This window comes from Streptoverticillium olivoreticuli subsp. olivoreticuli, assembly GCF_003391135.1.
Lineage (GTDB): Bacteria > Actinomycetota > Actinomycetes > Streptomycetales > Streptomycetaceae > Streptomyces > Streptomyces blastmyceticus.
This window is the reverse complement of the sequence record NZ_CP031455.1, coordinates 7,557,625-7,578,347: the sequence shown is the minus strand read 5'-3', so window position 1 is coordinate 7,578,347 and position 20,723 is coordinate 7,557,625. Positions and strand designations below refer to the sequence as shown.

Genomic DNA, 20,723 nt, shown 5'->3' with positions numbered 1-20,723 from the left:
GTGGACTTCGGAATCGTCCTGCAGACCGACCCGCCCGCCTCCGCCGTGGTGGACCTGATGCGCCGCGCCGAGGGCGCCGGCTTCCGCTACGGCTGGACCTTCGACTCCGCCGTGCTGTGGCAGGAGCCGTTCGTCATCCACAGCCGCATCCTCGACCACACCGAGCGGCTGATCGTCGGGCCCATGGTCACCAATCCCTCCACCCGCACCCCCGAGGTCACGGCCTCCACCTTCGCCACGCTCAACGACATGTACGGCAACCGCACCGTGTGCGGCATCGGCCGCGGCGACTCCGCGATGCGGGTGGCCGGCCGCAAGCCGAACACCCTCGCCACCCTGAGCGAGGCGATGCGCGTCATCCGCGACCTCGCCGAGGGGCGCGAGACGGACGTGGGCGGCACGGCGATCCGGCTGCCCTGGGTGCGCGACGGCAGGCTGCCGGTCTGGATGGGGGCGTACGGCCCCAAGGCGCTCGCCCTCGCCGGGCGGGAGGCCGACGGCTTCATCCTCCAGCTCGCCGACCCCTTCCTCACCGAGTGGATGGTCAAGGCCGTGCGGACCGCGGCCTCCGACGCCGGGCGCGACCCGGACTCCATCACCGTCTGCGTCGCCGCGCCCGCCTATGTGGGCGACGACCTGGCCCACGCGCGCGAGCAGTGCCGCTGGTTCGGCGGCATGGTGGGCAACCACGTCGCCGACCTCGTCGAGCGGTACGGCGAGCACTCCGGCCTGGTGCCGGAGACCCTCACCGAATACATCAAGCAGCGCCGGGGCTACGACTACAGCCACCACGGCCGCGCGGGGAACCCCTCCACGGACTTCGTGCCCGACACGATCGTGGACCGCTTCTGCCTGCTCGGCCCCGTGGAGGCGCACCGCGAACGGCTGGAGGAGCTGCGGGAGTTGGGGGTCGACCAGTTCGCGATCTACGCGATGCACGACGCGAAGGAGTCGACCATCGACGCGTACGGTCAGCACATCATTCCCGCACTGACCGGCTCATAGGCCGTTCCCCGGTCACCGGACGGGCCGCGTGGAGCGGGCCCGCCCGGTGATCGGGGAGCTCGAGGGCCGCCGGAACCCCCGCACCCCGCCTTCACCTGGCCGTCTCCTGCCTTTCGCCTTCCCGTCCCCCGACCGGGGACTATCCGGACGCACACTGGCCACACCCGGCGCACGCGACGCACGCACCGGGCGCTCACCGTCCCCCCGCTGAAGGAGGCAAGGCCCATGCCCGTCCCCGTCTTCCTCCACGGCCGCAGCGCGCGGCTGGAGCCGCTCGGCGAGCGGCACGTCGAGGCCCTGGCCGCGGCGGCGGCCGAGGACCGCGGCTCCTACGTCTTCACGCCCGTGCCCCATGGGGTGGCGGCCGCGGAGCGCTATGTCGCCGACGCGCTGGCCGCCCGGGCGGCGGGGCGGGCGCTGCCGTTCGCCGTGGTGCGCGCGGCGGACGGCCTGGTGGTGGGCTCGACCCGGTTCTGCGAGCTGGACTACTGGCAGGGCCCGGTGCCCTGGCCGCCGGCTCCGCGCGAGCCGCTGGGCGACCCGCTCACCGCGGTGCCCGACGCGACGGAGATCGGCGGCACCTGGCTCTCCGCGCGCGCCCAGGGCACCGGGATCAACACCGAGGCCAAGCTGCTCATGCTGCGCCACGCCTTCGAGACGTGGGGCGTGCGGCGCGTGTCCCTGCGCGCCGACGCCCGCAATCTGCGCTCGCGCGCCGCGATCGAGCGGCTCGGCGCGGCCCTCGAAGGGGTGCGCCGGGCCCACACCCGCGGCCTGGACGGCATGGTCCGGGGCACGGCGTTCTACTCGATCCTCGACGAGGAGTGGCCCCACGTACGGGACCGGCTCGAACAGCGGGTCGCGGCGGGGCCCACGGCGGAGCGGATACGTCCGCTGATGTCGGCGTAGCCGCGCCCTCCTACGGGACGCGCGCCGTCCACTCCTGCGAGCTGAACTTCGTCGCGGCCAGTTCCTCGGCGCGGGCCAGCTCCTCGGGGGTGACCGAGCCCTCCGTCAGGCCGTAGCGGCCGCGGAAGGAGGCGACCATGCGCTCGATGACGGCGTCCCGCGGCAGGCCCGTCTGGCGGCGCAGCGGGTCCACCCGCTTCTTGGCGCTCTTGGTGCCCTTGTCGGAGAGCTTCTCCTTGCCGATCCGGAGCACGTCGAGCATCTTGTCGGCGTCGATGTCGTACGCCATGGTCACGTGGTGGAGCACCGCGCCGTCGCCGGAGACCACCCGCTTCTGCGCGGCGCCCGCGATCTTGCCGGCCTCGGTGGCGATGTCGTTGAGCGGCTGGTACCACGCCTTGACACCCATGCCCTCCAGCGCGCCGAGGACCCAGTCGTCGAGGTAGGCGTAGCTATCCGCGAATGAGAGCCCTTGAACGAGCGAGTCAGGGACGCACAGCGAATAGGTGATGGTGCTCTGGGGCTCAACAAACATGGCTCCACCACCACTGATCCGGCGCACAACGGTCATGCCATAGCGCTCGGCAGCCTCGGAGTCGACCTCGTTGCGCAGTGATTGGAAGCTGCCGATGACTACAGCGGGAGATTCCCATTCCCATACCCGCAGCGTCGGCGGGCGGCGCCCGGCCGCGACCTCGGCCGTCAGCACCTCGTCCAGCGCCATGTGCAGGGCCGGGGACTGCGGGCCGTCGTGGATCAGCTGCCAGTCGTAGTGGTGCCAGTCGGTGGCCTGCGCCAGCGCGCGGCGGACGGCGATGCCCACGGCCTCGGCGGAGAAGCCGAACATCACCGTGCCCTCGGGCAGGGCCGCGTCGATGCGCGCGGCGAGCTGCGGGGCGGGGGTGTCGGCGGGCGCGCCCTCCAGGGCCCGGTTGATGTCGAGGAGCGCCTCGTCCGGTTCGAGGAAGAAGTCACCGGCCACCCGGACGTGACGCAGCGCCCCGTCCTCGACCTCCAGGTCCACGACGACGAGCTTTCCGCCCGGAACCTTGTATTCGCCGTGCACGGCGCGTCCTCCCGCTCGTTCTCCGTCGGCCGGCCACCCGGCCGACAACGGGATCAACCGTAACTCTCGGGCGCGGTCGCGGGCGCACGCGGTATTGCGCGGTGATCGAAGCATCTGCCTTTCTAGGGGCCATGTTCACCACGCGGCCCACCCTTCAAGGCACCTTCGGCATGGTCTCGTCCACGCACTGGCTCGCCTCGCAGTCCGCGATGGCCGTGCTGGAGAACGGGGGCAACGCCTTCGACGCGGCCGTGGCGGCCGGTTTCGTGCTCCAGGTGGTCGAGCCGCACATGAACGGGCCCGCCGGAGAGGTGCCCGCGATCATCGCCCCCGCGGGCGGCGCCGTGCGGGTGCTCTGCGGCCAGGGGCCGGCACCGGCGGGGGCGAGCATCGCGCACTACACCTCGCTGGGGCTGTCCCTCGTCCCCGGCACCGGGCCCCTGGCGGCCGCGGTGCCGGGCGCGTTCGACGCCTGGATGCTGCTGCTGCGCGACCACGGCACCAAGCCGCTCGCCGACGTCCTGTCGTACGCCATCGGGTACGCGGAGACCGGGCACGCCCCGGTCGAGGCGGTCGGCCGGACCGTGGGGGCGGTGCGCGAGCTGTTCACCGCCGAGTGGCCGGACTCCGCCGCGCTGTACCTGCCCGGCGGCCGCCCGCCCGCCCCCGGCCGGCTTTTGCGGAACCCGGCCCTCGCCGCCACCTGGCGCCGCCTCCTCGCCGAGGCCGACGCGGCGGGCGGCGGCCGGGAGCGACGCATCGACGCCGCCCGCCGGGTCTGGCGCGAGGGCTTCGTCGCCGAGGCCCTCGTCCGGGCCGCGGCCCGCCCCACCCTGGACTCCTCCGGCGCCCGGCACGCGGCCCCGCTCACCGGCGACGACCTCGCCGGGTACCGGGCCGGATACGAGGACCCGGTCACCCACGACTGGAACGGCTGGACCGTCTGCAAGGCCGGCCCCTGGTCCCAGGGCCCGGTCCTCCTCCAGCAGCTCGCCCTGCTGGGCGACCTCCCGGAGTACGGGACCGGCACTTATGTCCACACGCTCGTCGAGGGCGGCAAGCTCGCCATGGCGGACCGCGAGGCGTGGTACGGCGACGCCACCGGCGACGTCCCCCTGCGCGAGCTCCTCTCGGACGGCTACAACGCCGCCCGCCGTTCCCTGATCGGCGACTTCGCCTCGTACGCCCTGCGCCCCGGCAGCCCCGGCGGCCGCACCCCGCGCCTCCCCCGGCACGCGCTCACGGCCGCCGAGGTGCCGGAGGTGCCGCTGATGTCGGGCGCGGGCGAACCGACGCTCACGTACGGCACCGATCCGGCCGTCGCGCCGGACGGGGTGACGCGCGGGGACACCTGTCACCTCGACGTCGTCGACCGCTGGGGCAACATGATCTCCGCGACGCCCAGCGGTGGCTGGCTCCAGTCCAACCCCGTCGTCCCCGAGCTCGGGTTCCCCCTCGGCACCCGGCTCCAGATGGCCTGGCTCGAACCCGGGCTGCCCAACTCCCTCACCCCCGGACGGCGTCCGCGGACGACGCTGACGCCGTCCCTCGCGTTGCGCGGCGGCGAGCCGGTGCTGGCCTTCGGCACGCCCGGCGGCGACCAGCAGGACCAGTGGCAGCTGCACTTCTTCCTCGCGGCCGCGCTGCGCCCGCCGGTGCGCGGCGGGCTCGACCTCCAGGGCGCGATCGACGCGCCCAACTGGCACCAGGAGTCCTTCCCCAGCTCCTTCCATCCGCGCGCGACGCGGCCCGGCTCGGTCACGGTGGAGTCCCGGATCGGGGAACCGGTCGTCAAGGAGCTGCGGCGCCGCGGCCATGACGTGACCGTCGCCGCGTCCTGGTCGCAGGGGCGGCTGTGCGCGGTGGCGCGCGACCCGGAGACGGGCCTGCTGTCGGCGGCCGCCAATCCGCGGGGGATGCAGGGCTACGCGGTGGGCCGCTGATCACCGGGGCGGTCGTTCACCTCGAGGACACCGTGCGGCCATGGCCACGCCCCCGGATGTCAGTGGGGCGTGATTCGATGGACATATGATCGATGACTTTCTCGCAGGTGATCTGAACGACGTCGAGGAGGCGGTCCGCAAGGCGGCCGCCGCCGAGATCGTGCCGCGTTTCCGGCAGCTCGCCGCGCACGAGATCGTCGAGAAGAACGGCCCGCACGACCTGGTGACGGTCGCCGACCGGCTCGCCGAGGAACACCTGACCGCCTCGCTCACGGCCCTGCTGCCCGGCTCCGTCGTCGTCGGGGAGGAGGCCGTGCACGCCGACCCGGGCATCCTCGACGCCCTGCGCGGCGACGCCCCCGTATGGATCGTGGACCCGGTCGACGGCACCCGGCAGTTCGTCCACGGCGACCCCGGGTTCACCACCCTGGTCTGCCTGGCCCACCGCGGCGAGCTGCTCGCCTCCTGGACGTACGCGCCCGCCCTGGAGCTGATGGCGATCGCCCGCCGCGGCGGCGGCGCGGTGCTCAACGGCACCCCGCTGTGCTCCGGCTCGCCCGGGCCCGGCAAGGTCCTCGAAGTGGCGACCTCGCACTACGACTTCACCGACGACGAGCAGAAGCGGGTCCTGGCGGCCCTGCGCACGGAAGGCGTCGCGCCGCGCCCGTGCGGCTCGGCCGGGCTCGAATACCTCAACGTGGCGCGGGGTCACATCGACGGCGTCGCCTTCTCCTGGGAGAACGCCTGGGACCACGCCGCCGGGCTGCTGCTGGTCGCCGAGGCGGGCGGCGCGAGCGGCACGGTCGCGGGCGAGCCCTTCCGGATAGCCGGCGGCAACGCCCTGCCCTTCGCCGCCGCGCGGGACGAGGTGACGGTCCGGCATATCCTGGGCCTGCTGGCGTCCGCCGGCTGATCCACGGGGACGAGGGGAGTTGCGTCCGGTGCCCACCATGCTCGACGCGGTCGTCGTAGGTGCCGGGCCCAACGGGCTCACGGCCGCGGCCGAACTGGCCCGCCGGGGCCTGGCCGTGGAGGTGTTCGAGGCCGCGGGGGCGATCGGCGGCGGCACCCGCACGGAGGAGCTCACGCTGCCCGGCTTCCGCCACGACCCGTGCTCCGCCGTGCACCCGCTGGCCGCGGGCTCGCCCGCCTTCACCAGGATGCCGCTGCACCGGCACGGCCTGGAGTGGATCCACCCCGAGCTGCCCATGGCGCACCCCTTCCCCGACGGCAGCGCCGCCGTCCTGTCCCACAGCGTCGGGGAGACGGCGCTCTCGCTCGGGCCGCGCGACGCCGGCACGTACCGGCGGCTGGTCGCGCCCTTCCGCGGCCGGTGGGACACGGTGGCCGCCGACTTCCTGCGCACCGCGTGGGACGGCCTGCCGCGCGACCCCCTGCTGTACGCGCGCTTCGGCCTGCTCGCCGCGCAGCCCGCGGCCCTGCTGACGCGCCGTTTCCACGACGCGAAGGCCCGCGCGCTCTTCGCCGGGCTCGCGGCGCACGGCATCGCGCCGCTCACCGGCTTCGGCACCGGCGGCATGGCCCTGGTCTTCGCGCTCGCCGCGCACGCGGGCGGCTGGCCGGTGCCGCGCGGCGGCTCGCAGTCGATCGCCGACGCCCTCGGCTCCTACGTCAGGGAGCAGGGCGGCGCCCTCCACACGGACTTCGAGGTCAAGCGCCTCGACGACCTCCCGCCCGCCCGCGCGTACGTCTTCGACACCTCGCCGACCGCCCTCGCCCGGATCGCGGGGCTCGGCGACGCGTACGAGCACTTCCGCTACGGCCCGTCCGTCTTCAAGATCGACTATGCGCTGAGCGGTCCCGTGCCGTGGACGTCGGAGGCCGCGCGCCGGGCGGGCACGGTCCATGTCGGCCCGACGTACGGGGAGATCGATTCCGCCCTCGGTGCCGCGCTCCACGGCGACGACCCCTCGGTGCCCTTCCTCATCACCTCGCAGCCCAGCATCATCGACCCCACGCGGGCACCGGAGGGCAAGCACACGTTCTGGGTGTACGGGCATGTGCCCAACGGCTGGCGGGGGGACGCCACGGAGGTGATCGAGCGCCAGATCGAGCGGTTCGCACCGGGCTTCCGCGATCTGGTGCTGGCCCGTGCGACGGCCGGACCGCCGGAGCTGGCCGCCCGCAACGCGAACTATGTGGGGGGTGACATCGCCACCGGCTCGGTCGCGGGGCTGCGGCTGCTGATCCGCCCCAAGCTGGCGCGGGTCCCCTACGCGACGGCGCGGCCGAACGTCTTCATCTGCTCGTCGGCCACGCCGCCGGGGCCCGGGGTGCACGGCATGTGCGGGCACCACGCGGCGCGGGCGGTCTGGCGGCGGCTCCGGGAGCGCTAGGGCCGGGCCGCCGCCACGGGTTACGCGGCGTACGGCGCGAGGTCGGCCAGGGCCTCCGCCCGTACGGTCTCCAGGTCCGTGCCCAGGTGGCGGAGCATGCGGACGATCACCTCGTCCTCGGGGTCGAGGATGCCGTACAGCACGTGCTCGGGCGTGATGCGGCTGTCCCGCTGCGGCACGGGCATCTCGCCCGCGTTCTCCAGCGCCTTCTTGCCGCTGAGCGTGAACAGCAGGTGCTGCTGCATCTGCCGGGCCCGCACCACCGCCGGGTCCTCCTGCGGTTCCGCCTTGCGGCGGCCGAAGAACGACCGCCGCTGCCTGGGCTCGGGGGCGGCGTCCGCGGGCAGCAGGATGCCGGCCTCGCGCAGGTTCGCCGCGTCCTTCGCGGACAGGCCCTCGCCGCCGCGCACCGCGGCGACGAGCGCCGCCCGGCAGGCGTCGGCGGTGATGCCGGAGCGGGTCAGCGCGGACGGGGTGCTGTCCTCGCGGAAGAGCCCGAGCAGCAGGTGTTCGCTGCCGATCCACGGGTGTTCCAGCTCCCGGGCGACCTCCTGGGCGCGTACGACCGACATCCGCGCGTGCATCGTCATCCGCTCGAACATGCCTTGCCTATCTCCTGGGGTGCTCATCGTGGGCCCGGCCCGACGGCACGGACCCGCAGTCAACCTACCGTGACGGGCGGGGCGCCCAGCCCGGCGGTCACAGGGTGGGGACGAGGTCGAAGTAGCGGTCGAGCACGCCCCGGTCGCCCGCCACGTCGAGCCGGTCCGCCGGGACCCGGTGCCAGAGGAACAGCGCCAGGTCCGACGCCGTACCGGCCAACTCGACGTCGGCGCCGGACCCTTCGCCCTCGGCGAGCCGGACCTCGGCGCCGTCGAAGTGGGCGGTCCAGTCGCCGTCGCCGTCCGTCTGCCGGAACCGGAACCGCTCGCCCGCGGCCGGGGGGAGCTGCCGCCGGGCCCGCCGGGCGGGTGCCATCACCTCGAAGTTGTGGACGACGGCGTCCGCCGCGAGTTCGGTCGCGAGCGGCCGGGCGGCGCCGAGCGCGTTCTCGGCGTCCCAGCGGTGCACGGCCGTCTCGACGGTCTGTATGCGCGTCCAGAAGGCGACGGTCCCGTCCGTCCCCCATGACCAGACGGTCTTCGCCGGGTCGGTCGTCCGCAGCGTCTCCTCCAGGGCGGCGGCCCCGGCGGCGAACCAGTCGGCCATGGCCGCGGGCACCGGCCCGGCGTTCGGCGCCCGCCCCGGGTCGGGCCAGTCCCGGTGCTCCGCCGGGATCCCGAGGCCCGGGTGGTCCAGGGAGAGGGACGCGTCGGCCGGGGGCGCGCCGATGCCGTGGGCGACGACGGCGGTGACGAAGCGGTGGACGGCGCCGAGGTGCAGGGCGAGGTCGGAGAGCGACCACTCGGGACAGGTGGGCACCACGGGCGCCGGCGCGTCGGCCGCCCCGCGCAGGGCGGTCTCGAAGGCCGCCGCCTCGTGGTGGAAGTGCCGGAGGAAATCCATGGCCCTTTTCTCCCCCGCCCCGCCCTGTCCCGAACGGGGTTCCGGTCCCTCGGTGGCGGTCAGTGCCTCGGCAGTGGGCCGTCCGGGTGGACGACCAGGGCGGAACCGCCGCCGCGGCGGACGCGCTCGGCGGCGGCCACCCACCGTCCGTCGGGCAGCCGCTGGACGCCGGTCGCCGCCCCGATCTCCGGGTTCTCCTTGAAGGCGTGCCCGAGGGCTTCGAGGCGGCCGCGCAACGGGCTGTTCCAGAGGGCCGGTTCGAGTTCGGTCGTCGCGGCGTTGCGCTGGCTGGCGCGGGGCGCCGCGATCGCGTCGACGAGCGGCATGCCGCGGTCGACGTGGTTGAGCAGGGTCTGGAGGGCCGTCGTGATGATCGTCGCGCCACCGGGCGAGCCGAGCGCGAAGGCGGGCCGGCCGTGGTCGAGGACGATCGTCGGCGAGATGGAGGAGCGCGGCCGCTTGCCGGGGCCCGGCAGGTTCGGGTCGTGGACGCCCGGGGTGACGGGCACGAAGGAGAAGTCGGTCAGCTCGTTGTTGAGCAGGAACCCACGGCCGGGGACGGTGATGCCGCTGCCGCCGGTCTGCTCGATGGTGAGGGTGTACGCGACGACGTTGCCCCACTTGTCGGCGACGGTCAGATGGGTGGTGTTGTCGCCCTCGTACGGGGTGGCCGCCGCCTTGCCGCGCGTGCCGCAGGGCACCGGGTGGCGGGGGTCGCCGGGCGCGAGCGGGCTGGTCAGGGTGCGGTGGTCCGACATCAGGCAGGCCCTGGCGCCGGCGAACGCCTTCGAGGTGAGCGCCTTCGTGGGCACGCTCTCCTGGGCGGGGTCGCCGACCCAGCGGTTGCGGTCGGCGAAGGCGATCCGGCTGGCCTCGATATAGCGGTGCAGATAGGCCTTCTCGCTCAGATCGGAGAGGTCGCCGTGCTCCAGGATGTTGAGGGCCTCCGCGACCGTGGTGCCGCCGGAGGAGGAGGGGGCGATGCCGTAGACGTCCAGGCCGCGGTAGGTCGTGCGGGTCGGGGCCTGCTCCTTCGCCGCGTACGCGGCGAGGTCCCGTTCCGTCAGGCCGCCGGGGCGCGCGACCCGTCGGGACTTCGGGTCGACGGGGGGTTTGCGTACGGTCCGTACGAGGTCACGGCCCAGGTCGCCGCGGTAGAGCGCCCCGATGCCCTGGCGGCCCAGCTGCTCGTACGTCCGCGCGAGGTCCGGGTTCTTCAGCGTGCTGCCGACGGCCGGGAGCCGACCACCGGGCAGGAAGAGCGCGGCCGTGGCCGGGAAGTCCTTGAACCGGGACTCGTTGTCCGCGGTCTGCCGGCGGAAGGTGGCGTCGACGGTGAAGCCGTCGCGCGCGATGCGTTCGGCGGGCTTCAGCACCTGGCCGAGCGAACGGCTGCCCCAGGAGCGCAGGGCGGTGTCCCAGGTGGCGGGCGTGCCGGGGGTGCCGACGGAGAGGCCGCTGGTGACGGCGTCGGCGAACGGGATCGGCCGCCCCTTCTCCAGGAACAGGTCCGCGCCCGCGCCGAGCGGGGCGCGCTCGCGGCCGTCGATGGTGGAGACGCGGTGGCTCTTCGCGTCGTAATGGACGAAGTAGCCGCCACCGCCTATCCCAGCGGAGTACGGCTCGGTCACGCCGAGGGCCGCGGCGGTGGCCACCGCGGCGTCCACGGCGTTGCCGCCCTTGCGCAGCACCTCGATGCCCGCGGCCGAGGCGTCCGCGTCGACGCTGGCTACGGCGCCGCCGTAGCCGACGGCGACGGGTGTCTTGGCGGGCGGACGGGCGGCTGCGGGCGCGGCGACCGCGGGCGCGATGCCGAGGCCGGCGATCAGGCCGGCGGTGGCGGCGAGCACGGGCAGGCGCCGATGAGTGGTCGTTCTCGCGCGGACCATCCCTACCTCCTTGCGGGGCGAGCGGGCCCCGGAGCCTACCCGTGGCTCGCTGGGCGCGCCACGGGTTCCGGTGCGCTGCCGGGTGCGGGCCTGTTGCCGCCTGCGGCGGGAGCGCCCTGCGGGCGCGGCCTCAAACGCCGGCCGGGCTGGTTTTCGCGGACCGTAGCCCGGAATTCAGCCCGTCCGGCGTTTGAGGACAGCGCGCGAAGCGTGCTTCGGGGTCTGGGGCGGAGCCCCCCACGCGGCGGAGCCGCATATTGGATGCAGCCGGGAAGGGGCGGGGCGGGGAACAAAGCCCGCCGCAGGCGGAACCCCCACTCAGTGGTCGCGGCCAACCACATTCAGGACCGCCCCCGCCATCGCCGCCTCCCCCTTCGCGTTGGGGTGGAACGGCGCCGCCGGGCTCTGCGGGCTCACGCCCTCGATCCACCGGTCCGCCGCGGGGGCGCACGTGTCGTGACCGACCGTCGGGCCGTACGTGTCGACGTAGCGGACGTGCGCCTTGCCCGCTTCCTTCTTCAGCATCGCGTTGAGGCTCTTCTCGACGCCCCGGAGGTAGGGGACGTCGCCCGCCGCGATCGGCACCGTCGGGAAGCAGCCGGTGCCGCTGTCCGGCATGATCGAGGGGTAGCCGACGAGCGCGACGCGGGCGCGCGGCGCCCGGTCGTGGACGGCCTTCAGCACGCCCGCGATCTTGGGCGCGGCGCCCGTGATCCGTGCGGCGAGCTGGTCGCTGCCGTCGGCGGCGGTGTACTGCTTCTTGCAGGGCGTGCCGGCCGGGTCGGATACGGACAGCTTGGCGCAGGTTCCGATGATGTCGCCGAAGCCGATGTCGTTGCCGCCGATACCGACAGTGACGAGCGTGGTGCGCTTGTCGAGGGCGTTGAGCTGGGCCGGGTTGGCACCCTGCGCGCGCCACATGTCGTCGGTCTTCGCCCCGCTGCAGCTGACGTCCTTGAAGGTCGCGACCTTCAGCTTCGCGGCGGTCAGGGACGGGTAGTTGACGCTGGAGCGGAGGCAGTCGCCGCCGGTCTGCTCGGGTATGCCCGGGCCGGAGGTGTAGGAGTCGCCGAGGGCGACGTAGCGCTCGCCGCCGCGGCCGTCCGACGCCGGCTGGGCGGCCGTCGCGGGAGTGGCGGCCGCGGCCGCCAGGGCCGCGGCCGCGCCGAACGCCGCCAGAGTCTTCCCGTACTGCCCGCCGCGTCCGTGCACCTGTGTCACCACTGCCTCCGAAGTTGTTCCACGGTCCTGACGACCGTCAATGCGTCGCAAGACTCGCCCCGTCGTGACTGTCTGTCAATGTGGCTCGATGAAGTCGTCGTGACGCGAGTGCCGTAACGGGGTGGGCGAAACGGGCGATGACGGCCCATGTGATGACTCGAATAGCGACATCCTGTGTGGCGGCCGCACTCGCCACGATCGCTCTGGTCACGGCGCCCTCCGCGTCCGCCGCCGACCCCGTCCAGGGGCCCGACGTGTCCGTGGGACAGGCCGGCAACTACCCGACGGGACCCGGCTCCGACGGCAGCTTCTCGGTGTCCTGGAAGTCCGAGGGCACGGAGGACGTCACCGGGGTGACCCACCTCACCGTGGACCTCCCGCCCGGCGTGACGACCAGCGGCGCCCTGATGTATTCGATGCCCTACGACTACACCTTCACCGAGACGGTCTCGCCGGACGGCCGTCACCTGGACGCCACCTACGTGGGGACGATGGTGCCCGGCCGGAGCCACTTCATGAAGGTGAAGGTGGCCTCCGGGGCGCGGACGCCGTCCGGGGTGATCACGGCGACCGTCGCCAACGCCGAGGACGTCAACACGCAGAACAACGTCTCCACGTACACCCTCAACGGCTCCTCGGAGCCGCCCGCGGCTCCCCCGGAGCCGGTGGTCGGTGCCGTCGACACGGTGACCGGTCCGGGGGTGGGCGGGACGAAGGTCACGGTCACGGGCTTCGGTCTGGACTCCGGGGTGGTGCTGTTCGGGGACGACGCGGCGCGGACCTCGTGCACGAGCACCTCGTGCACCGCGGTCGCACCGGGCGGCACGGGCGGCGTTCCCCTGGACGTCCTCACTCCGGGCGGGGCCGCGGAGGCCGGGCAGTTCACATACACGGGCCCGGGGCCCGCAGCGCCGCCCGCGCCCGTCGTCCAGCACCTGTCGGTCCGGAGCGGACCGGCGGCCGGCGGCACGGCGGTCGCCGTCTTCGGCACGGACCTGACGCACGGCACCGTGCGCTTCGGGGGACGGCCCTCGGCACACGCCTCGTGCGGGCGGGACTACTGCAGCGCGGTCTCCCCGGCCGGCACGGGCACGGTCGACGTCACCGTGGAGACGCCGGGCGGTACGAGCGCCGTGGGCACGGCGGGGCGTTTCACGTACGCGGCGGGCTGACGCGGGGACGCCCTGACGCGGCGCGTGACCGTCCGAGCCGCACAGCCGGAGCCCGTACGGACGTGAACGGGCCGGTCCTGCCGACGAGTTGTCCGCGGGCAGGACCGGCCGGGCGGCCCGGGTCCCGGTCAGGTCGCTTCGTGCGGCCGGGCCCTCGATCGGTCACGCAGTGCCTCGACGGCCAGCACAGCAGCCAGCACGGCCCCGATGGAAACCGTGATCCAGGGCAGGGTCCGCAGGCCGGACAGGCTCACGACGGCACTGCCCGCGAGGCCGCCGAGGGCGATGCCGGCGTTCGCGGCGCCGGGGCCGACGACGGCGGCGATGCCGCCACCGGCACCGACCGCCTGATGAGTGACGATCGGGACGATCGCCTGAACTCCCGCGCCCCAGAAGACGATCAGGACGTAGGCGAGCGGCGCACAGTCGCCCATGACACCGAACAGCGCCACGGCCAGCATCATCAGACACACGGCGGCGATGGAGCCCGCGCGCGGCGCGCGGTCGGCGAACCACGATCCCACCGTGTTGCCCCCCAGGGCGGCAAGGCCGAACACCCCGAGGCCGAGCGCCACTCCGTCGCCGCCCATCCCGGTCACATCGGTCAGATAGGCGCCCAGGTAGGTGAACAACAAGCCGTTGGCCATCATGATCGCGAGAGTGACCAGCAGCGGCTTGGCGACCTGCGGACGCCACAGCACCTGCAACGCCCGCCGGTCGGTGGTCTGCTGACCCGGCAGGTCGGGCAGCGTGCGCACCACGGCGAACAGGACCAGCACCGCCACCGCGCCCTCGATGGCGAAGCTGGTGCGCCAGCCGACAAGGTCACCGAGGGCCGTACCGAGCGGAGCGCCGAGGAACATCGCCCCGGACACCCCTCCCAGGACCAGGCCCACCGCGGCGCCGCGGCGCTCCGGTGCCACGACGGCCGACGCGGCGCTGAGGGCGACCCCCAGCGCGAGGCTGTGCACGGCAGCCGCCATGATCCGGCCGAGGATGAGGACGGCCAGCGTCGGCGCCAGCGCCATCACGGCGTGGGCGGCGATGAACAGGGCCAGCCCCATGGGGAGCAGCACCCTCGGCCGGTGGTGCATCAAGGTCATGGCAACCGGCAGTGTGGACACCGCGACACCGGTGGCGTACAGCGACGAGACGAGACCCGCGGCACCGGTCGCGGTGTGCAGGTCGTCGGCGATCTGCGGGACGACGCCGACCGCCATGAACTCGGTCGTGCTGATGACGAAGGAGAGGGCCAGCATGGTCAGGACCGGGGGCGACCACAGGCCACGTGCCGGCCGTGGGTCGAGGCGGGGAACCGTCGCCGCGGTCTCGTTCATACTGCGGGGCCCACCGTCACGCGCAGCCCGCCGTCCCGGTCCGGACCGTGGACGGTGACGTGCCGGAAGTCTCCGGCCCTGACCAGTCCTCGCGTCGCCGGGCCCGCGTGGGCACCCACGACAACCGTCGTCGCACCGGCGGCGGCCGCGGCGAGGAGCCCTGCCTCGGCGTCCTCGAAGATGATGGTGGCGGCCGGTGACACCCCCAACTCGGCGGCGGCCGCAAGGTATCCCTCGGGGCTGGGCTTGCCTTCACCGACGTCGTCCGCCGTGACGACCACGGGCGGCAGCACCAGCCCGGCGGCGGCCATCCTGCGCTCGGCGAGCTCGCGTCCGGCGGAGGTGACGAGGGCCCAACGCTCCGGCGGCAGGGCGGCCAGGAGCTCCCGGGCGCCGGGCACGGCGACGACCCCTTCGACATCCTCGACCTCCTCGGCCACCAGACGGGCCGTTTCGGCGGCCACGTCCGCTCCGGGGGGCGCGTACCGGGCGACGGTCTCGCCGGTGCGGCGGCCGTGCGACGTCGCCAGGATCTCCTCGCCGTCGAGGCCGTGGCGGGCCGCGAAGCGCCGCCAGGTGCGTTCGACGACCACGGTCGAGTCGACGAGGGTGCCGTCCATGTCGAACAGCAGGGCCTCGGCGCTCAGCGCCGTCCGGTTGGTCATTCGTCAACCTCGTTCAGTCGTGCGGTGAGTGTCTTCGCCTGCCGCCGGGCCCAGGCGATGTCGGTGGCGAGCCGGACGGTGTCCCCGTCGCGGTAGTCGTTCTCCAGCACGAGCGTGCGCACGCCGACCCGGTGCCGGGCCGTCGCGGCCAGGACGGCTTCGACGTTCCCGTCGCCCGCGCCCAGCGGCACCGTGCCGTCGGCGCCACCGAGGCCGTCCTTCACATGGACCTGGTCGGCGAAGTGGCGCCCGGCCCCGGCGATCAGACCCACCGTGTCGATACCGGCCGCGTGCGGGTTGTACGTGTCCAGGAGCAGCCGGAAGGCCGGGGACCCGACGCCTTCGACGAGCTCGACCGCCCGCGCCGCGTCCAGCACGTTCTCGTTGGCCAGGACGAGGCCTCGGGAAGTGGCCTCCGCAGCTGCCCAGGCGAGCACCTCGGCCGTCCGCCGCAGCGCCTCGGACCCGTCGATCGCGCTGCGCCGGAAGCTGGGGACGAAGGCCAGCGGCGCGCCCAGGGCGTGGGCGGTGTCGAGCAGGCGCACCACGGTGTCGCGTACCCGCCGCGCGTCGACACCGCCTGCCGGCGCCGTCAGACCTATGTCGTTGAGGGTGTTCGCCGCCACGCCCAGCAGTACGACACCGGTCGCGGCGGAACGCTCCCGCAGGGCTTCCACCGTGCCGGGGGCGTCGAGCGGCTCTCCCCGGCCGGGTCCGCCGAGGTCGAGCTGGACGCCGTCGGCCCCGAGGCCGGCGGCCAGTTCCAGCACCGCGGTCCCGGCCACCGGCAGCCGCCACCCGGTGAGACCCACGGCGACGGCCTGCCGGGCCGGTGCCGTGGGTGTCATGCGCGGACCGCTCGGCTCTGGGAGGCGGGAATCTCCTCCCGTACGGACCGCCACTGCCCGTCGCCGTCCACGACGAGGCTGTCGCCGTGGTGCTCCGCTCCCCCGGTCACCGCCAGCAGGCGGGCCAGCTCTCCGAAGTGGCCCGGCTGCATGTACGAGTCGTAGTCGAAGTCCGCGGGCCTCCGACGGCGGATTCCCGGAGTGTCGACCATCCCCGCGGGCAGGACCTGGACGATGCGGACCCGGTCCGCGTCCTCCTCCTGTGCCACGGAGTTCAGCAGAGCGGAGGCGGCCGCCTTGGTCGCCGCGTAACCCGACCGGCCCGGCCCCGCGTTGTACACCACTTCGGAGGAGACTCCGACGAACAGTCCGGGAGCCGCCCGGCGGAGTGCGGGCAGGGAGGACTGGAGGGTGAGCCACAGCCCGTGCAGGTTCACATCCACCTGACGGCGCCATTCCGACTCTGTCACTTCGCCGAACAGAGCTCGCCGGTCGCCGTAGTGGATGGCCGAGAAGCAGACCAGGTCCAGGGTGCCCGCGGTGGCCTCGGACAGGCGCTCACGCGCCGCGTCGGCGTCGGTGAGATCCAGCGGGGCCCAGCGCAGCGCCTCGCTGCCGCTGCCGGCCGGGGTGCTGCGGCTGAGCACGAGGACGTCGGCTCCGGCGGCGGCCCAGGCCTCGGCGATGCCGCGCCCGATGCCGGTGGACCCTCCGACGACCAGCGCCTTACGGCCGGCGAGGGGGCGCTCGTGGGGTTCGGACATCATGCCTCCAGGTTCGAGGGCGGGGCGGGTGCGATGCGCACCGCGAGTTTGACAAGCCGTCGGCCGCCGATGGAGCGGTCGCGGGTGGTGGCCAGCCGGGCCATGATCCGGGCGGCCTCGTCGAGGCCGGCCGTGTGCGTCACCAGGTCGCGGTAGAGCTCCGGGGCACGCGTCAACTCGGCTGCGGCGGCGCGCAGATGGGCGTTGCCGACGCCCCTGTGCCCCAGGAGCCGTACGCGTGTGCCGGTGTCCGTGGTGAGTGTGGCGACGTGGGGCGGTTCGGGCTGCCCGGCACAGTTCGCGGCCCGGATCGCCGCGAGGTCGGCACCCGGGAGGGCAGGGGTGCGCGCACCCGGGGGAAGGCCGCCGAGCAGGTCGACCGTCATGTCGTCGGCTGCGGTGCGCAGTGCCGACTCGAGGGCGGTGAGTGTGGCGTCGCGGGGGGTGGCGAGCAGCACGGCCAACGGTCCGCCGTGGGCCACGGTGCGGATCGTCGCAGTGTTGTCCTCGTCCGCCGACAACAGGTGGTCGGCGGAGCCGGGCCGGCCGGCGCTCCACGCGCGCCCTTGTCCGGTGTGGTGGACCAGGATCGTACGGACTCCGTCCCCGAGCCAGCGCCGGGCGGCCCGGACCGCGAGGTGTCCGATGGTGCCGTCGCCGTGGACGAGGAGGGTGCGGGGGCCGGTGGCACCGAGAGCGGCCAGGGCGTAGCGCACGGCCGCGAGGGGCTCCAGCAGCGCGGCCAGATCGGGCTCGGGCGCCTCGGGCAGCGGTATCACCAGACCGCTGTCGACGGCGGTGGCGGGGATGAGCGTGCGTTCCTGGAGCAGTCCGTCGAGGTTGTGACCGAGCAGGAAGGACGGGTCGGCGGGGTGGGTGGGGTTGACCACGACGCGGGTTCCCGGTGCCAGGTCCAGGTCCACGCCGGGTCCCGCGGCGACCACCCGTGCGATGCCTTCGTGGCCGATGACCGGCGCCTTGTCGTCCTCGCGCAGTCCGCGCAGCATCTGGAGGTCGGTGCCGCAGAGCCCGGCGACCTCAGTGGCGATGCTCAGTTCCCCGGGGCCGGGTTGTGCGGTGGGGCGCCTCAGGACCCGGACGTCGCGCCCGTCGCGGACGATGGCACGGTGTGTCTCCGCGGGCGTCCGGTCCCGGGTGCCGCTCACTGTCCTTCCCCGGACTGTGCGTCGAGCGGAACGGAGGGGAGGGCGGCTTCGGCGGCGAGGGCCGCGATGCCCGCCCCGATGAGACCGTCGGCCTCGCCGGGTTTGCAGACGGTGATCCGCTGCTCGACCCACTGCGGGGTGATCTCGCCGGTCAGATACAGCCCTTGCCGCGTCAGATGGTCCATCAGGGCCCGCCGGTAGTGGCCCGCGAGTCCGAAGACGACCCCGCCGGTCAGTGCGGCTTCATCGATCTCGGGGTCCAGGCACAGTGCGGTGCGCAGGGTGTCGGCGACGGGGCGGGTGACGGCGGTGAGCAGTTCGCCCGCGAGGGGGTCGTCCATGTCGAGCGCGGTGCGGAACGCGTCCTCGAAGGCGGCGCCGCCGTCGAGTTCGGTGCTCAGGCGCGATCGCGACCACTGCCGGCCGGCTCGATCGCGCAGTTCCGTGGCCATGTTCCGGATGCCCGGGCCCGAGGCGTACGCCGCGAGGTGGCCCGCGGCACCGCAGTCGCAGAGAAGCTCGACGGGCTCGCCCAGGAGCGTGGCGGTGGCGGGCAGATGACCGATCTCGCCCTGAAGTCCGGCCCCGTCCACGGGGATCGCACCGGTGCGTACGTCGAGGGTGCGGCAGGCGATTCCGGTACTGACGGTCGCCAGCAGGACCTTGCGGTGGGTCTTGCGCCGGGGCGCGGACGCGAGGTGCAGCAGCGCGGCAGTGACGTCGTTGACCACGTGCCAGCCGACGTCGGGGCGCCGTGCGCGGAGCGCGGCGAGCAGGTCGAACGGTTCGCTGTGGGCTCCCCACAGCGGTGCCGACGCGTAGACGGTCCCACTGCGGGCGTCCAGGGCCGCGCCGAAGGAAACTCCTGCGGTTCCGCCGTCGGCCGGGACCGCGGCGCACAGGGCGTCGACCATCCGGGCCCGCAGTTCGCCGGCAGTCGCGCCGGGATGCCGGCGGAAACTCGGGGAGGGCTCCTGGCCCCGGCCGGTCAGCCCCTCGGTGGGCTCCCAGCGGGCCCGGCGCAGGTGCGAGCCGCCGACATCGATGACCGTTACGGCCCGGCTCCCGGTCCCCGGCGAACTGCCGCCGACCGTAGTGGTGATGACGGTGGACATGTCTCTTCCTCAGCGTATGTGGGGGTGTGACGGGCATGGGGCGGGTGCTGTGTGCCGGCGTCGGACCGTACGGCCCGGGGCCTTCCCGCGCGCATCGTCGCGCGGGCGGAAGTACCGGGATCCGGGTCACGTACTGCCGGACCCGGCCGGTGCCGGGCTAGCGGCGTCGCTTTTCCGAAGTGCCGCGAAAACGCCACCGGAGCATGCTCATCGTCCCCCCTGGACCCCTTTGATCAATTGCGCGCGGAATCCTGGGCCGACAGGTGCGCAGTCGATCCTGACAGGGGCACCCGGGCGCGGAATCCTGAAGAATGCGACGGACAACCCCCCGGCCGTCCATGCCGCTTTCCACACTCAACGATCAGCGACCCCCATCAGAGATCAACTCGCCGCCGCGTGTCAATGCGGATCCGCGATCGGTGACTGGTGTCACATGCAAGTATTCGGGTCGGCACATCGATTGACATCCGCGCGCCACGAGGACAAGGGCACGGCAGGGAATCAACTCGGGAATGCGGACGTTGTCGTCGACCCCACCGCCGGCACGGCGGTGGACAGTGCGCGGAAGCGAATACCCCCATCGACAACGACGAGGCCGACCGGCACGGGGGCGCGGCGCGGAACACCCGGCCGGTCGGCACCGAGGAGCCCGAAGTGGATCTGCATGTCATCCTGCCCGACGAATCGGCCACGATGCCGGCGTCGCAACTGGTGGAACTGAGCCGGGAGGCGGAGTCCTTGGGGTTCGCCGGGGTCTGGCTTCCCGACCACCTCCTGCCGCCCGCGGAGTACGGACCCCGTTACGGCGGGGTGTACGAACCACTGGTGACGCTCGCCCACCTGGCGGCGGTCACCACCCGGGTCACCTTGGGCACGTCGGTCCTGGTGCTGCCCCTGCGGGACCCCTTGGTGGTGGCCAAGCAGGCAGCCACGCTGGCACATCTGAGCGATGGCCGGTTCGTACTGGGGGCCGGCGCCGGCTGGGAGCCGTACGAGTTCGCCGCGGCACACTCGGACTTCACCGACCGCGGCTCCCGCACCACCGCCGCCCTGCGCCTCATCCGCCACCTGCACACCCATGGCGGCGGGCCCTACCGGGACGAGCACCACTCCTTCGACGAACGCGCGGTCTTCCGGCCCGTCCCCGAGAAGCCGGTGCCGTTCCTGATCGGCGGCAATTCCGATGCCGCCCTGCGCCGGGCCGCACAGGTCGGTGACATGTGGCAGGCAGTGCACCTGTCCCACGAGGAGTTCGCCATCCGGCGGGACCGGCTGCGCGAACTGGCCGGGGACCGGGTCTCCGCAGGCGCCAGGGACTCCTGGACCGACGACGGCCTCCCCGTCGAGGAGGTGGTGCGGCGCGTTCACGCCTGGGAGCGGTCCGGCGCCGAGCACTTGGGCCTGTTCTTCGGGCCGGCCGAGGGGTTCGGCCGTCGGCTGCGGGCGCTGGCGGCCCGGGTGCCCGGCCTGCTGACACACGACTGACACAGGATTGACTCCTTCCTGACGGGCGGCACGGCCGGACGGAGCGGGCACCCAATGGGATCTGATATCCCGTCAACCATGGCTCACCTGGGCCTTCTTGACGGAGGGCCGGAATCCACTTATCCCGTCCCGGCAGGCTGTGACGAAGGCCATAGCCCCAAGAGGTGCTACGGAGAGCGACATCCGCCTCGCCGTGATCACATAGAGCGAGGAGAATATCCGAGCATTCCGGACAGAGTGCCCGCACATTGTTGAATGTTTACATTACTGATCAA

The 20,723-nt window shown here is 73.6% G+C and carries 18 protein-coding genes; 7 read left to right on the top strand and 11 right to left on the bottom strand.

The annotated features are described in order from the left end of the window. The gene (locus DXZ73_RS32865) at nucleotides 1–1,005 is read left to right on the top strand and encodes a TIGR03842 family LLM class F420-dependent oxidoreductase (RefSeq protein WP_116214592.1); all 1,005 of its coding nucleotides are present in this window, start codon (nucleotides 1–3) and stop codon (nucleotides 1,003–1,005) included. Between the two features lie 225 nt (nucleotides 1,006–1,230). After that, the gene (locus DXZ73_RS32860) at nucleotides 1,231–1,914 is read left to right on the top strand and encodes a GNAT family N-acetyltransferase (RefSeq protein WP_116214591.1); all 684 of its coding nucleotides are present in this window, start codon (nucleotides 1,231–1,233) and stop codon (nucleotides 1,912–1,914) included. Nucleotides 1,915–1,924: 10 nt separating this feature from the next. Here DXZ73_RS32860 and DXZ73_RS32855 read toward each other — a convergent pair whose 3' ends face one another. Next, entirely contained in the window at nucleotides 1,925–2,980 is a 1,056-nt protein-coding gene (locus DXZ73_RS32855) for a lipoate--protein ligase family protein (protein ID WP_205519277.1), read from the bottom strand. A gap of 131 nt (nucleotides 2,981–3,111) precedes the next feature. Here DXZ73_RS32855 and DXZ73_RS32850 point away from each other — a divergent pair, with 131 nt between their 5' ends. The 3 genes from DXZ73_RS32850 to DXZ73_RS32840 all read left to right on the top strand — a co-directional run bounded on the left by DXZ73_RS32850 (nucleotide 3,112) and on the right by DXZ73_RS32840 (nucleotide 7,280). After that, on the top strand, nucleotides 3,112–4,923 hold the full coding sequence (locus DXZ73_RS32850; RefSeq protein WP_116214589.1) for a gamma-glutamyltransferase family protein: 1,812 nt from the start codon (nucleotides 3,112–3,114) through the stop codon (nucleotides 4,921–4,923). A gap of 85 nt (nucleotides 4,924–5,008) precedes the next feature. After that, nucleotides 5,009–5,836 carry an inositol monophosphatase family protein gene (locus tag DXZ73_RS32845; RefSeq protein ID WP_116214588.1) on the top strand — a complete coding sequence of 276 codons (828 nt, stop codon included), beginning with the start codon at nucleotides 5,009–5,011 and terminating at the stop codon, nucleotides 5,834–5,836. Nucleotides 5,837–5,864: 28 nt separating this feature from the next. After that, nucleotides 5,865–7,280, top strand: coding sequence for a phytoene desaturase family protein (locus DXZ73_RS32840; RefSeq protein WP_240351598.1), 1,416 nt, complete (start codon nucleotides 5,865–5,867; stop codon nucleotides 7,278–7,280). Between the two features lie 20 nt (nucleotides 7,281–7,300). Here DXZ73_RS32840 and DXZ73_RS32835 read toward each other — a convergent pair whose 3' ends face one another. The 4 genes from DXZ73_RS32835 to DXZ73_RS32820 form a co-directional block, all read right to left on the bottom strand. Further along, nucleotides 7,301–7,882 (bottom strand): Clp protease N-terminal domain-containing protein, encoded by a 582-nt coding sequence (locus tag DXZ73_RS32835; protein WP_162890416.1) that lies wholly within the window; start codon nucleotides 7,880–7,882, stop codon nucleotides 7,301–7,303. Between the two features lie 97 nt (nucleotides 7,883–7,979). Beyond that, nucleotides 7,980–8,786 (bottom strand): maleylpyruvate isomerase family mycothiol-dependent enzyme, encoded by an 807-nt coding sequence (locus DXZ73_RS32830; RefSeq protein WP_116214586.1) that lies wholly within the window; start codon nucleotides 8,784–8,786, stop codon nucleotides 7,980–7,982. A 59-nt stretch (nucleotides 8,787–8,845) separates the two neighbouring features. Continuing rightward, nucleotides 8,846–10,675 (bottom strand): gamma-glutamyltransferase, encoded by a 1,830-nt coding sequence (gene ggt / locus DXZ73_RS32825; protein ID WP_116214585.1) that lies wholly within the window; start codon nucleotides 10,673–10,675, stop codon nucleotides 8,846–8,848. 318 nt (nucleotides 10,676–10,993) lie between these two features. Then, nucleotides 10,994–11,896, bottom strand: a complete 903-nt coding sequence (locus DXZ73_RS32820; protein ID WP_205519276.1) for an SGNH/GDSL hydrolase family protein — start codon at nucleotides 11,894–11,896, stop codon at nucleotides 10,994–10,996. A gap of 152 nt (nucleotides 11,897–12,048) precedes the next feature. Between DXZ73_RS32820 and DXZ73_RS32815 the strand changes: the two genes are divergently transcribed. Next, entirely contained in the window at nucleotides 12,049–13,068 is a 1,020-nt protein-coding gene (locus DXZ73_RS32815; protein WP_162890415.1) for an IPT/TIG domain-containing protein, read from the top strand. Between the two features lie 128 nt (nucleotides 13,069–13,196). On the opposite strand, the gene DXZ73_RS32810 is transcribed toward DXZ73_RS32815, so the two are convergent. The 6 genes from DXZ73_RS32810 to DXZ73_RS32785 are packed head-to-tail and all read right to left on the bottom strand — an operon-like array spanning nucleotide 13,197 to nucleotide 18,963. Further along, on the bottom strand, nucleotides 13,197–14,405 hold the full coding sequence (locus DXZ73_RS32810; RefSeq protein WP_116214583.1) for an MFS transporter: 1,209 nt from the start codon (nucleotides 14,403–14,405) through the stop codon (nucleotides 13,197–13,199). Further along, entirely contained in the window at nucleotides 14,402–15,070 is a 669-nt protein-coding gene (locus DXZ73_RS32805) for an HAD-IA family hydrolase (RefSeq protein ID WP_116214582.1), read from the bottom strand. Before DXZ73_RS32805 ends, DXZ73_RS32810 begins: the two co-directional genes overlap by 4 nt. Continuing rightward, nucleotides 15,067–15,918: a sugar phosphate isomerase/epimerase family protein gene (locus tag DXZ73_RS32800; RefSeq protein ID WP_116214581.1), complete on the bottom strand. Its 852-nt coding sequence runs from the start codon at nucleotides 15,916–15,918 to the stop codon at nucleotides 15,067–15,069. The genes DXZ73_RS32805 and DXZ73_RS32800 overlap by 4 nt, the downstream gene beginning before the upstream one ends. Next, nucleotides 15,915–16,685 (bottom strand): SDR family NAD(P)-dependent oxidoreductase, encoded by a 771-nt coding sequence (locus DXZ73_RS32795; RefSeq protein ID WP_240351597.1) that lies wholly within the window; start codon nucleotides 16,683–16,685, stop codon nucleotides 15,915–15,917. Before DXZ73_RS32795 ends, DXZ73_RS32800 begins: the two co-directional genes overlap by 4 nt. Then, nucleotides 16,682–17,848, bottom strand: a complete 1,167-nt coding sequence (locus tag DXZ73_RS32790) for an alcohol dehydrogenase catalytic domain-containing protein (protein WP_162890414.1) — start codon at nucleotides 17,846–17,848, stop codon at nucleotides 16,682–16,684. The genes DXZ73_RS32795 and DXZ73_RS32790 overlap by 4 nt, the downstream gene beginning before the upstream one ends. Further along, on the bottom strand, nucleotides 17,845–18,963 hold the full coding sequence (locus tag DXZ73_RS32785; protein ID WP_116214578.1) for an ROK family protein: 1,119 nt from the start codon (nucleotides 18,961–18,963) through the stop codon (nucleotides 17,845–17,847). Before DXZ73_RS32785 ends, DXZ73_RS32790 begins: the two co-directional genes overlap by 4 nt. Nucleotides 18,964–19,617: 654 nt before the next feature. Here DXZ73_RS32785 and DXZ73_RS32780 point away from each other — a divergent pair. After that, entirely contained in the window at nucleotides 19,618–20,448 is an 831-nt protein-coding gene (locus DXZ73_RS32780; RefSeq protein ID WP_205519275.1) for a TIGR03619 family F420-dependent LLM class oxidoreductase, read from the top strand. Nucleotides 20,449–20,723: the final 275 nt, after the last annotated feature.